Origin of the sequence: Pseudonocardia sp. 73-21, from assembly GCF_001899645.1 — a bacterium.
In the GTDB taxonomy this organism is placed as follows: Bacteria; Actinomycetota; Actinomycetes; order Mycobacteriales; family Pseudonocardiaceae; genus Pseudonocardia.
Genome location: NZ_MKVV01000036.1, coordinates 1 through 13,106, shown reverse-complemented (window position 1 = coordinate 13,106; position 13,106 = coordinate 1). Strand labels below are relative to the sequence as shown.

The 13,106-nt window shown below is 66.0% G+C and carries 9 protein-coding genes; 5 read left to right on the top strand and 4 right to left on the bottom strand.

What is annotated here, in order from left to right; translation table 11 throughout:
- Positions 1–392 precede the first annotated feature (392 nt).
- On the top strand, positions 393–1,793 hold the full coding sequence (locus BGP03_RS10650) for a hypothetical protein (RefSeq protein WP_298795936.1): 1,401 nt from the start codon (positions 393–395) through the stop codon (positions 1,791–1,793).
- 189 nt (positions 1,794–1,982) lie between these two features.
- Here BGP03_RS10650 and BGP03_RS10645 read toward each other — a convergent pair whose 3' ends face one another.
- The 3 genes from BGP03_RS10645 to BGP03_RS10635 form a co-directional block, all read right to left on the bottom strand.
- Positions 1,983–2,633: a 2'-5' RNA ligase family protein gene (locus BGP03_RS10645; RefSeq protein WP_298795934.1), complete on the bottom strand. Its 651-nt coding sequence runs from the start codon at positions 2,631–2,633 to the stop codon at positions 1,983–1,985.
- 8 nt (positions 2,634–2,641) lie between these two features.
- Entirely contained in the window at positions 2,642–3,844 is a 1,203-nt protein-coding gene (locus BGP03_RS10640) for a helix-turn-helix transcriptional regulator (RefSeq protein ID WP_298795932.1), read from the bottom strand.
- A gap of 326 nt (positions 3,845–4,170) precedes the next feature.
- Positions 4,171–4,416, bottom strand: a complete 246-nt coding sequence (locus BGP03_RS10635; RefSeq protein WP_298795930.1) for a hypothetical protein — start codon at positions 4,414–4,416, stop codon at positions 4,171–4,173.
- A gap of 128 nt (positions 4,417–4,544) precedes the next feature.
- Here BGP03_RS10635 and BGP03_RS10630 point away from each other — a divergent pair, with 128 nt between their 5' ends.
- The 4 genes from BGP03_RS10630 to BGP03_RS10615 all read left to right on the top strand — a co-directional run bounded on the left by BGP03_RS10630 (position 4,545) and on the right by BGP03_RS10615 (position 12,166).
- The gene (locus BGP03_RS10630) at positions 4,545–4,829 is read left to right on the top strand and encodes a helix-turn-helix domain-containing protein (protein ID WP_298795928.1); all 285 of its coding nucleotides are present in this window, start codon (positions 4,545–4,547) and stop codon (positions 4,827–4,829) included.
- 286 nt (positions 4,830–5,115) lie between these two features.
- A complete protein-coding gene (gene mobF / locus BGP03_RS10625; protein WP_298795926.1) occupies positions 5,116–9,669 on the top strand; it encodes a MobF family relaxase in 4,554 nt (1,517 codons plus the stop codon).
- Positions 9,670–10,892: 1,223 nt separating this feature from the next.
- Positions 10,893–11,579, top strand: a complete 687-nt coding sequence (locus tag BGP03_RS10620; protein WP_298795924.1) for a hypothetical protein — start codon at positions 10,893–10,895, stop codon at positions 11,577–11,579.
- A gap of 77 nt (positions 11,580–11,656) precedes the next feature.
- On the top strand, positions 11,657–12,166 hold the full coding sequence (locus tag BGP03_RS10615; RefSeq protein WP_298795922.1) for a hypothetical protein: 510 nt from the start codon (positions 11,657–11,659) through the stop codon (positions 12,164–12,166).
- A 137-nt stretch (positions 12,167–12,303) separates the two neighbouring features.
- Here BGP03_RS10615 and BGP03_RS10610 read toward each other — a convergent pair.
- A partial coding sequence (locus tag BGP03_RS10610) for a hypothetical protein (protein WP_299736200.1) occupies positions 12,304–13,106 on the bottom strand: 803 nt, incomplete at its 5' end.

The window sequence follows — 13,106 nt, the reverse complement described above, 5'->3', positions numbered from 1 at the left end:
TGATCAACTACCGGCTCCGGTCGCTACTGCACTGCGGGGCACTCGCACTCTAAATCCGGAAGAGCCTCATAACGCAGTGGCTCACATGGACCCGAAGTGACTTCATGCACGCGACACAGGCTGACGAGCGGATCCTTGACCTGCGGATCGAGGTTATCGCCCGCCCGCCGCAGTAGGGGGCTTGTTAGTACCCCGATGAACGACTGCATCTCGGATGAACTGCACGTCAGGTCATCAGGTTTGCTCGACGACCGCAGGGGTGTCAGGAGTCAGGTCTGAACGGAGACGTATCGCGGCCAGCCTGAGCTAATTGCCCTTTAAGTCCAGTTCGTGGGTAGCGGCAACTGTGGGCCGTAACACTGTCGCGCGGCGGAACGAAGTCAAGTCAGATCGTGTCTGCTGCGGCAACACCAACCTCTAGGGCGAAAGTTGAATGCAATACCGGCCCCAGGTACTGCGTCAATGAAGCGGAAGGCAAGGCGTCAGACTTGAATTTTCTCAAACGCACTAAGGCTGATAAGCGATCAGTAGATCATGATGTCGTGACACGTCCGGCGAGGCTATCGCACGGCGGGTCGTTTATCGCAGCGTGTGCTGTTTCATCAGTTCTGTCATTGATTGTGATGAGTCCTGCAAGTGCCGCGACTGCCGAGCCTGGACTCGTTCCAGATGGAATCTCTTTCACGCCGAAGAATGTCAATGTCGGCGATTCTCTAACTTTGCGGATAGACTATACGGCCTACGATAATATGAACAACGTCAGTATCCTTGTGACGCCTCTAGATGCCACTACACACAATGGCACTGATGCCGGGATATTGTCGTTCAATCCGGTGTCAGGACCTGACTGTATCAATAATATTCATGCTACTGCCGCCTATGGTGAGTTAGGGTACGCAGTTTGCCCGGAAGGGAACTTGGCGTATCAGCAACACATCAGCAGGACGCTTACGTTCACGGCCAAGAAGGCGGGCTCCGTCTATTATCAAGTAGACGTGGACTATTACCAGCCAGGTAGCAGTCAAGAGAAGGGTGTCGGTGTTGGAGCGGAAACGGTTGTCGTCGGCTCGTCGACACCGACACCGACGCCGACTCCCACACCGACGCCCACGCCGAACCCTGCGCCGAATCCCCTCTCGCTCAAGGCGTACTTCCGGCCCAGCTCGGTCACAGTCGGGCAGGGAACGTCGATCGTTGTTACCATCACGAATACAGGCAAATCATCGCTATCTGGCATTCGTTTGACTTTATCGCAGCCAGGCAATCTCAGGTATGCGAACGGAAACCAGCTTTGCCGCCTGGTCAGTAAGACAGTTACCTGCAACTTTGGAAAGATCGGTGCTGGCGCATCCCGGACTTTCACAGATGTACCTTTCATTGCCACGTCAAGTGGCAATGGGACTTCGACGGTCGTTGTTAGTTACGGCGTCGAGGAGCCAGCATTTGTCACGATTCCTATCAGCGTGGCCGCAGGAGCTCCAAGTCATCCCAAGGGTTGTCCGGCTGGAGATGTTACGGTTAGAGGATTCTGTGTTCCGGTCCCTTTTCCGACCTCATGGAAGGCGTACCTCAATGAGGTTAATAAAGACTTGTTGGTAGTCGGGTGCACTGGGGCTGGGAACCTAACATTACTGCCGACCGCACTCAACTACTGCCTGACTCACCTGTCTCCCGGCAAGCAGCAAGAATTGATAAAGGGGCTGATTGACCAAGCTTCGGGTGAGGGTACATTTGGTAAGTTCATCCGCGAATTCCTTGGTGCATTTCTTGACAATCAAGGAACTGCAAGCTAGCCAAGCTTAGTGAAACCGTCGGCGAGGCGTTCTTGGGTGCACGGAGATGCACTCCACAGGCGAGTGACATGCGAGATACAAGGTGATTGCTCGCCTCAGTAGGCGGATTGGCGACCTGATGGCTGCCCTCGCCCCGGAAGAACTGCAGGTCAGCACTCGGCGTCTCGCACAGGAGTGCCAGGAGTCAGGTCAGACGGTGGTTTTGTCGCGGAGCGCAGCTTGGCCGAGCGGGATGGCACCGATCAGCTCCCAGTTCCAGCTGCGTTCGGCTCCCCACTGGACTACGAGCATGAGAGCGTCGACGACGAGCTCGTGCGTGGGAACCGATTTGCCTAGGGCAGCGATGATCGGGCCGGCGGGCTGGTCGATCGTGCTGTATCCGACTGTCATGTGCGGCACCCAAGCTGCCGTCGCCTCGTTGTCGACGGTTCCGCCGGTTACTGCGGCTGTGGCTCTGTCAACGCGGTCGCGGATTGTGCGGAGGCTGGCGGCCGGCTCAACGGTGAGCATGACGGCCTCGGGGTGGTAGAGCACGCGGTCCAGGGCGACATCCGGGGCGGCGACGTCGTCCAATGCAGTGCGAGCCGCATCGAGGAGTGGCGCCAGCTGTTCGCGCGGAATCTTCTCCGCCGAGCCGGCGACGAGCACCGTCATGTGCAGCCACTCGGGCGGGGTGAGGTGGAAGCCGTCGAACTTCCCGAGGACCGACTGCGCGGCATGGGCTGCTAAGCGAGCCTCCGGGTACCGGCCCATGAGCGCGTGCCAGTAGACCGTGCCCTTCCCCTCCGGCGGTTCCGGACGGTTCGCCCACCGATCACGCATGCGCTCGGGCAGGCTCACACGGGCTCCTATCCGGGGTCATTCGGGAGGGCCTCCAGTGTGAAGAGGCGGATGTCGGACAACAAGTCCCGTGCTGACCGGTCGTTGCGGAGCCGTCTGTCACGCAGTCGGCGGGTCAGGTTCGCCGTGTAGGCCGTGACGGTGGAGACGCGCAGCTCGGGTGGTAGTTCGAGCACCGGGCGCACTTCGTCGATGCCGGCGGCCAGGTCCCCGCGGTCAATCAGCGCGATCCCCGCGCCGATCCGGATCTGAGCCCAGTTCGCTTTGTTCACCGGTGCGCCGGCGGCCCAGCTGTCGTCTGCGCTCGCCGCGGCCCGCAGCGCACCGTCTGTGTCCCGCGCCTGCGTCGCCACCGACAGCGCGAAGACGGCCTGCCGTGCTGCTGGGAACGACCACGCCGAGACACCTGAGTCCTGCTCGCACCTGTCGGTCTCCTTTTCCACTCGGCCGAGCACCTCCTGCGCACGCCGGATGTCGCCGACGAGCGCGGCGGCGTTGGCTTCGTAGCAACCGAGTTGCAGGCGGATCGGCGTCATCGGGCTGCGGGCGTGGCCGGCCCGTGCCATGTCGGCGGACTCCATCAGCCGGTCGGTCCATCGCAGGGTTTTCGCGAGGGCGCTGCGGATGATGGCGTCGCTGGAACCGGCCTCCTCCGCGAAGGTCAAGCCGGCCATACCGTGGCGGAGCGCCGCATCGTCCTGCTTGAGGTCGCTCAGCAGCAGGCACGAGTGCGCGAGCAGCTCCGACTCGATCCGGTAGACGTCGCGCGCCTGGCTCAGGCGAATCGGGCCGCTGAGCAACTGGTGGGCGTCGGCTCGGAGGCGGAGAACCTGCCGAAGAACGGTTCGTGCCGGCGCGCGAGTGTGCATCTCGGCGATCGCCGTTGTCGCCCGGTCCAGACGCTCGATGACGTCCCGCGAGGTGCCGGACTCGGTGATCTGCGTGACGAGCTGCTCGACGTCGAGGCTCGTGGATCGCGCGGTGCCGCCGACGGCTCCCGGAACGAGACCGAGATCGGCCTGGCTCGCGCGGTAGAGCGCGCTGTACCGCGCGCGGTAGGCCGGCGAGGGATGGTTCTCGCCCTTTTCGTGGCGGCGGACCATCTCGGCCGAGATGCCGATCGCTTCGGCGACCTGCTCCTGTGTCAGCTGCCGCGCCAGCCGGTACTCGGAGAGGCGGGGCGTCAGGGAGGGACGTCGTGGCCGTGCCATCTACCCGCCCCCAGCCCTCCGACCTGCATCGGAAGCTACCGCGACGGCCTGACATTCGTGGCGGAACGGGAGAACTCGCGTACCCCACGCAGAGCCGAGGTTTCTCGGGGGGTTTCGTGTGGGGTTTCGCGACCTGGGTCAGGCGATGCCGGACTGGTCTTCTGGAGCCATGCCAGCCACGGGATTCGGCAGGCACGGACCACCACCGGAGACCGAGGGGATGGCGACCATGGCACTCACACCCGACGAGCGCGCTGAACTGGAGAAATGGCTCGCCGAGCTGAACCGCGAGATGGACGAGCTGGCCCGCCGGGTCCGAGCGCTGACTACGGCGATTCGGGTTGGGGATCCTCAAACGGAACGACAGCCTCCAGCTGACTGACCCGCTCGCCGAGCGCCTGCATGGCCGAGGTCAAGGTGTCGAGTTGCTCGCGCAGCATGACGAACTCGCTGCTGTGCTCCGGCGCCTGGTCGTCGTCCGGACGACTCTCGGTGACGAAGTAGCCCCGCGTCGAGCGCGACGCGATCAGACCCTCGTCACGGAGAACCCTCAGCGCGCTCTGCACCGTCACGGCAGCGATGTCGAACCGGGCGGACGGCTGGCTGTGCCGAGTCCTACGCGTCCGTCCGCTATCGCCTCCGCCAGAGCTTCGGGCCGGCGACCGCCCGGTGCTGCGCCACCTGCGATGAGCGGGCAGCTGTGTGGGCCTACGACGGCTCCGACCCTGCTGCGCTCGTCGACGTCCGCCACGGCCCCTACAGCCTCGACCTGGACCGCTACCGGTCCCTCTGTCGCTCGTGTCACCGCCGCGCCGCGGGCGTTGGGGGAGCGGTTGCCCTAGACGTCGACCGCGCGGTCTGGCTCTACCAGGCCGGCGCCAGCTCGCGCGGCATCGCCGCGCTGCTCGACGTCAGCCCCAACACGATCCTCCGCGCGCTGCGCTCCCGAAACGTGCCGATCCGACCGAGAGGCCGAACCCGATGAACACGACCGACCCGCTACGCGCAAGCCGCCTGACCACGACCTCCGCCAGCAGATCACATGATCACAGCCAGCTCTCCGACTCGACAGCTATCCATCAACAACTCAGCACAGGACACCGCCACAACGACAACAACAAGGACCAAGCACACCCACGCATCACGATCCTATGGTGCCCATCGCGAGCCCTGGCGGGCCCGCTCGGGGACGAGCACCGCGTCGCGAGCCAAGATCGTTTAAGTGCGGGCATCGGCCGCTCGCACGACGCGGATACCGCGCGGAGCCTCGGATGCTGAGCGTCTTCCGCGGGCACTCGGTCCGGTACCTCACGGACGAGGTGGCGAAGGCCCGCGAGGGCTACTACTCCGGCGCGGTCGCCGCCGGCGAGCCAGCAGGACTGTGGTGGGGCAACGGCGCGGAGACCCTCGGCCTGTCCGGCGAGGTCGACGCCGACCTGATGGAGGCCGTCTACACCCACCTCCGGGACCCAAGGGACCCACTTGCCCACGACGCGGCCACTAGGGAGAGTGCGGCCGCGTTGTCGAGCGGGCACCGCAAGTACAAGACCGCTGACCAGATCTACGCCGGCGTTCTGGAGGCCAACCCCGGGGCCGGGCCGGAGGAGCGGGCTCAGCTGCGCAACCAGGCCGCGCGCTCCGCCCGTCAGGCCGTGTCGTTCATCGACGTGACGTTCTCCGCTCCGAAGTCGGTGACGGTGGCGGGACTCGCGTTCGAGCGGGCCGCGAACGAGGCGCGCGGCCGCGGCGATCTGGAAGCAGCGGCGGCGTGGGACGTTCGCGCCCAGGCCGTCGAGGACGCCCTCATGGCTGGCTCCCGGGCCGCTCTCGCCTACCTGCAGGAGCACGCCGGCTACTCCCGTGTCGGGCACCACGGCGGCGGTTCGGGCCGCTGGATCGACGCGCATGAGTTCGTCGTGGCGCAGTTCCTGCAGCACGACTCCCGCGAGCGCGACCCGCAGTGGCACGTCCACGCCGCGATCCTCAACCGAGTTCTGTGCTCCGACGGGGTGTGGCGAGGTCTGGACGGGAAGGCGATCGACGAGCACAAGGCCGCCGCCGGGGCGCTCGCCGAGCGCGTCATGGAGGCCTACCTCGCCCAGTCGGTCGGGGTTCGCGCGCAGACCCGCCCGGATGGGATTGCCCGGGAGATCGTGGGCGTCGACCGGGAGCTGATGGATCTCTACTCGTCGCGGTCGCGCCAGATCGGTCCGAAGGCCGCTGCGCTGATCCGCGAGTTCGAGACCAGCGTCGGGCGCGCGCCGTCGTCGTACGAACGGGTGGTGATCCACGAGCAGGCCACGCTCGCCACCCGCCGGGCGAAGTCGCACGACGGGGAGACCCGCGAGGAGCAGTTCGCCCGGTGGGAGGCGATGGCCGCCGAGCGCATCACCGGCGGGCTCGTCCCGCTCGCCGAGCGTCTCCTCGAGCAGGCCGCCGGCTCACCCGACGAGTTCTCACCCCTCGACGTCGTGGAGCGCGCTGTCGCCGACGTCGGCACGGCCCGCCAGCACTACAACCGATCCGACGTGTTCCGCGCCGTGTCGAACGCCCTGCCGGGCCATCTCGGCATTGCCCCTGACGAGGTTCTGCCCCTGATGGACGGTCTCACCGACGCCGCGATGGAACGCGTCCAACAGCTCACCCCGAAGCAGGACACCGCAGCGATGCCGCCCGAGCTGCTCCTGGCCAACGGCGAGTCCGTCTACGCGCGTCACGGGTCCACCCGCTATGCCACACCTGGCCAGCTCGCCGCCGAGCGCGCCCTGATTGCCGCCGCTGTCCAGCGTGGCGCCGCACAGCTCGACGACCGCCAGGTCGACGCCGTGACCGCGCGGTTCGCTACGTCCGGGATGACGCTCGGCGCCGACCAGGAGGCTGCACTGCGCGGTGTGCTCACCTCCGGTGCCCAGGTCGAGGTACTCACCGCGGCCGCCGGCACCGGGAAGTCGTTCGTCGTCGGCGCGATCGCAGACAGCTGGACCAACCCACCACCGGTTACCCCGGACGCTCAGCCCGACCCGGACGATCCGGCCCTGAGCCGGCGCGTGTTCGGACTGGCCCCGTACCAGGTCGCGGCCGACGTCCTCGCCGGCGAAGGCCTCGCGTCGAAGAACATCCGGGCCTGGCTCGCCACGCAGGGCCGGCTCGACCGTGCCCGCCCTGGCGTTCCTGCGACCGGACCGAACGGTGACGACGAGGCGTGGCGGTTGCGCCGCGACGACCTGGTCGTGATCGACGAGGCCGGCACCGCCGAGACCGGTGACCTCCTCGCGATCTACGAGCGCTGCGCTGCCGTCGGTGCGAAGCTCCTGCTCGTCGGCGACCCGCGCCAGCTATCCGCGATCGGCCCCGGTGGCGCGCTGGCCGACCTCGCGGAGCACGGCATCGCCTACCAGCTCACCGACGTCCGCCGGTTCAAGAACGGGTGGGAAGGCTCCGCCTCGTTGCGGCTGCGCGAAGGAGACGCGTCCGCGCTCGCCGAGTACGACCGCCACGGCCGGATCCTCGACGGCGGCACCGCCGAGCAGGCCGAGGCCAAGGCCACCCGAGCGTGGCTGGCCGACACCCTCGACGGCCGCGAGGCCCTCCTGATGGTCGCCACCAACAGCGCCGCCGCGAGGGTCGCCGCGTCGCTGCGTGACGAGCTCGTCCGGCTCGGCCGCGTCCAGGAGGAAGGGGTGCCGCTCGGGATGGGCGACCAGCTGGCCGAGTGGCGCGGCGTGACTGCCGGAGTCGGTGACCTCGTAGAGGGTCGTGCCCTGGCCTGGCACCTCGCCCGGTTCGAGGACAACGTCGCCGCCCCTGTTACCCGCAAGGCCTACCGCGTGCTCGCGACCCGCGCCGACGGCGGGCTCACCGTCGCGCCCGTCGAGGCCCGCCGCTGCCACGCCGACGCTGATGAAGCTCGCGAGGGGGAGTGGAACGACTGGGGTGAGCAGCAAGGCCCACCGATGCAGCTCCCCGGCAGCTACGTGCGTGAGCACATCTCGCTCGCCTACGCCTCCACCAAGGACGCCGCCCAGGGCCGGACCGTCGACACTGCCCACACCGTCAACGGCGCAGCCGTCGACAGCGCCAGCCTCTATGTCCCGCTGACCCGGGGCCGCGAGGCCAACACGGTGTACGCCATCACTCGCCACCTTGCGCCCGACGCCGAGACCGGCGAGACCCACGACGTCGCCGCCCGCGACCCGCTCGCCGTGCTCACCGATCTCGTCGAGGCCATCCACGACGACTACTCCGCCGTCACCGAGCAGCAGATCGCCGAGTCCCGGGCCGCGTCGGTGATGACGCACCTGGACCGGATGGTCGACCTCATCCGCGAGGTCAACGCCGGCCGTGTCGCCGCCACCCTCGACCGGCTCGCTGCCACCGGCGCACTGTCGCCGTTCGACCGGCAGCGCCTCGCCGCCGACGACGCGTTCGGCTCTCTGGAGCGGCTCCTGCGCACCGCCGAACTCGCGGGCCACGACGCCGATGCTGTACTCGAGGCGGCCGTCACCGCACGCAGCCTCGACACCGCCGAAGCCCCTGCCCAAGTGCTGCACCACCGCATCACCACCGCGCTCACAGGCCGGCTCACCCCGCACCTTCGCAACGGCGTCGATGACCTCATCCCGTCGCACCTCCGCCACGACCCTTCCGCCGCAGACGCTGCTCTGAACCCGATGACGGAGAAGCGAGCCGACTGGCTCCGCCAGCTCGCCGACGCCGCCGACAACCGCCGACACGAACTCGGCAGCCAGACCGCCGCCGACTCGCCGGCCTGGGCGATCGACGCACTCGGCCCCGTACCCGACGGCGACGACCCGGCTCAGACCGTTGCTCGTCAGGACTGGGAAAGCCGCGCCGGCTGGGCGGCCGCCTACCGCGAACTTGTCGCGTACACCGACGAGCAAGACGCCCTGGGAGCCGCACCCGGCCGCGGCCGTGTCGAGCACGCTGCGATGTTCCGCGCCGCCCACGAAGCCCTCAACCTCTCCCACTCCGGGGAGGAGGAAGCCAGCCTCTCCGATGGAGCCCTGCGTGCCCGCGTCGCCGCATGGGAGCGCGAACGCAACTGGGCGCCGCGCTGGGTCGACGAGGAACTTGCAGCCACCCACGAGCATCGCGAACGCCGAGCCCAGGACGCCACCGTCTGGGAAGCCCACGCCGATACCCCCGACACCCCTCCGGACGACGCTGCACGGCTGCGGGCCGAGGCGGCCGCGGCACGCGCGGAGGTCGTGCAGCTCGACGCCCAGCTGGCCGACCTGGAGATGGCCAGCAACGCCCGCGCACTCTGGGCCGCCCACACGATGGTTACTCGCGACAAGGCCGAACGCAGCGAGTTCGAGCTGAGGGCTCGCGGCCTCGACCCCCGTGCCAGAGCTGACCGCACCACCGCTGAGGAATGGCTTGCCACCTACCGAGACAACCAGGCAAACGACGAGCGCGACCAACGCCATGTCGATGAGCATGATCTCGCACCCGAGCAGGCCGACAGCCACGATCGGCACGCCGACACCGCGCCAGTCGACATCACCGAGGACATCCGCGAACGCAGCTCACCGGACCCGACCGAGCACACCGACTCCCGGACGCGCCGCTACGTTCCGCCGCTCCAGGAGATGACCAAGATCGTCGAACGCGCCCACGCCACCGTCGACGAGCTCACCGCCCGCCGACCGGTTGACGACGCGCCGGCCGCCGCCGACGCGGCTGACCGCGCCGCAGAAGAGGACGCCCGCCGTGCCGATCTCATCCGCTGGTCCACCGAACCGGCCGCGGAGACCGCCGCAGCCAACGACGACACCGCCGTCGCCCTTGTCCGGGATCGGTAGGACCGTGTCAACCGCGCGAGGCGGCCCGCTGCAGTTCCAGCACGCGGGCCTCCAACCGCTGCGATCGCGCCGCCGTCAGGTCTGCCTCTCTCCGCAGCTCGGCCCGCTGCGCCGGCCCGAGCATCCGGCCAGCGCGCGAGAGAGATGCTCCGTACAGCTCGTCCGCAGGAACGAGCGATCCGTCGTCTCGACGGCGCGGGAGTGGGACCGGCGGCCCGACCCGACCATCCGACCCGTAGCGCCCGAGAGCCCACCGAAGCGTCCTGTGCGCGCCGGAAGCCCACTCCCGGCTGACCGGCCGGGGTGCCACGAACATGACGCCGAGCTCCTCGCAGTACTCCTCAGCCGGAAACCGCGGCGCCCCGGCCCACTCGTCCAATACAAGCTGCGCGGCCACCCGCTCTGATTCTGCCAACGCTGACGTCACCGGGCCTTCGAAACGCTCAGTCACAGGGCCGGGCCGGCAACCGCACAACCACGCCGCCGTCACCGCGACGCCCCCCGCATGCAGGTCCCGGGAGTGTCGCCAGTCGCCGAACGCGAGCCACAGCGCGTCGAAGACGGAGGCAGCCGGCACCGCCAACCAGCTGGGCGCAGCAAGCAGAGCCGAAGTGACCACGGGACGAGTTTGCAGCCAGCCCCTGACAAACACGCTACGTCCTCAGCCGTTTTACCCCAGAACCCCGGTCTTCCCTCCAGTGGGGCCGAAACCGTGTTGGTGACGGTCAGGAGATTCCGTCAGTGTGGCGATCGGTGGTGCCTTCCACGAGGCGGCGATCGACGAACAGGCAGGTGCGTGATGGCCTGCGCGCGCTGATCTCGGGAAGGTACGGCGGGGACTACTCCGACTCTGGGTCGCCTTGGAATCCGCTAAAGATACTGGCCGCACCCGTAACGCGCCGGGAGTGTCTACCGAATTAGGCATGGTGACCAGTCCGTCCGCCGACCCACCGCCTGCGGACCCACCGCCTGCGGACCCACCGCCTGCGGACCCACCACCTGCGGACCCACCACCTCCGGCTCCTGCGGACCCACCGCCTGCGGGCGCCCCCTCGCTGCACTGGTCAAAAAAGACAATTGCTATTGTTGGAGCGATCTCGCTGGCAGTATTGGGTGGAGCCGCCGGGACCGTTTCGGCATTCATTATCGCACCTCAGCAACAGGTTCGACAGCAAAGAGGTTTGGACGACGCCCAGGCCGCAGCAGACGCGGAAACTCCGAGCGTGTTAGTCGAGGATGTGCGCTTTAGCGCGACTGATCCGTCAGCAGCGACATCTAAGGTGTACGAATTAGATCAAATGCGGAGATCCCTGCCTGCCGACAGTGCTGGCGGCCACAAGCGACTTCTGCCAAGTGGTGCCGGTGGTGTAATAATTGGCCATACTGTCGACTCCAGTGCGGATCCGGTGCAGCCTGAAACCTTGAGTCAGGTAAATGCCACACTTGTCGGCGCACATTACACCCCCGTTCGTATCGTTTCAATCAACGTTCACGTTCTGGCACGGTCTACGCCGCCGACTGGAACGCTGTTTCGGAGCACCTCAGAAGGCGAGACTCCCGATCCGACGATGGGGTTTGACCTGGATTCAGAAGATGCGACGCCGTTTGTACCTCTCCAAGACGGTCCTACTCCTCGAATTGGAAAGACTCGCTATTTTGACGTTAACCAGCTAACACTTACGAGAAACGAAAGTGTCTCCCTCCGCCTGATGCTCTTTGCACGCTCGGGAATGTACACTTTTGATTTTGATGTAAAGACGGACGACGGGCGCACGGCAACGATCGACAATAATGGTCAGCCGTGGACGGTCTCGTCGTTTGCCCGAAACTACGACCGTGCCTACACGGTCGACTTCAATGCCCCCACGGATCGTCAGATCGTGTCGTGCAATTGGCCGTTCTCATGTTGAGTCGAAAGACTTCATCCAGTAAGCGGTTCTCGTTGAAGGGGTGTCAATTTCTACTGCTTATAGGTCTCAGTGCAACGGTGACGATGTGCTTGACGGCAGGCGCGTGTTCGTCGGTCGAAGTTAATGGGATCGAATCCGCTGGCAATCCTGCCGTAAGTAGTGTCACCGGTGCCCCAGATGCCGTACACAGTCCGTGCGGAACACCCGCGGTCAGTCAGCGTGATGGGTCGCCCTTGCCGATCGAATATCAACATACCGCGACGGAAGTATTTGTAGCTGCCTGCAATCATAACTACTTGCAGCTGCAGCAACTAATGGCGGACCCCTTCATTTACGGAGACAAGCAGTCAGGGAGTCCGGCCTTCGTTGTGGGCACCTTGAGGCGCGCTTACCCGGACAACTCCGTATTTGACAATCTGGCGCGAATGATGACGACGCCGCCGTATTTCGAGCAGGATGGCCTGCATTATAACTATCATGCATCGATCGCGATTTTCTCTCGCCTCTACACCGAAAAGTCGTGGTCGGAGTACTCTTATGACCCTTACGATACTACTTCTGACAATAGTGTTGGCACGGTGGATTGAGAACGGCTGGACTGAATCTTGTTATATGCGATCACTCTCGTTAGCCACGTTGATGACGGCGCTGTAGCGCCTCAGCCCGATCGCTCGCAGGGTTGGGGCTGCAAAGCAATCAACTCGAGCACGTCAGTCCTATAACGTCAGATGCTGCCCTTGCGGCGTTTGAGCGTGCCGGCGCCGAGGAGATATACGAGCGTGGCGGCGAGGTGTACTGCCGCCTCGCCTTCGGCCAGCGTCTGGTCGCGAGAGTTCCGGCCGCCTCCGTGACGGGAGACCTGCCCAGTCCACAGTCGGTCGAGCATCGCGACCAACGGCTGCACCGAACCCTCGCCGTCGTTGTCTAGCAAAACGAACTGCCACTTGTCGGGTGCGTCGCGAAGATGGTTGCGCACGGTGCCGAGCGTTGCGGAGCTGGCCGCCGCAGCTTTTTCCAGTACTAGCGGACAGGCGACTTCCTCCACCGCTCGCACAGCCTCGCGATACGCGGCCGTTGGGTCAGGACGCAGACCGTAGATGTGACGCTTTGCGTCGCTGAGCCGCTTGCCGGCCGTAGACGGGGAGTTGGTGATGGTGCGAGTGAGAAGCTCGTCGACTGTTGGATCGAGACGGTGGTCCAGCCGAGGCGGCAACGACCAGTTCACCTCATACGCGGAGCCGGCCTCGGTGAGCAATTTGTCGAGGCGATCGACGGTGCGGGCGCGTTCACCAGCCCACTGCGTGGGGATCTTGCTCCAATCGAAGTCGGCGGGGACGACCGGGGGCACCTCCGATGGCACGGGCTCGATACCAGAGTTCTGGACTTCCCACCGCAAGTGATCGTCGAGCTGGAGAGCTTGATCGACCGCAGCGAGCAACTGCTCGCCGGTGGAGAGGCCAATGGCCTTGCGTTTAGTCTGAGGGTCGGGGTTTGAGGCAGTGGATCTGTAGGTGGCGGGTGACGCGG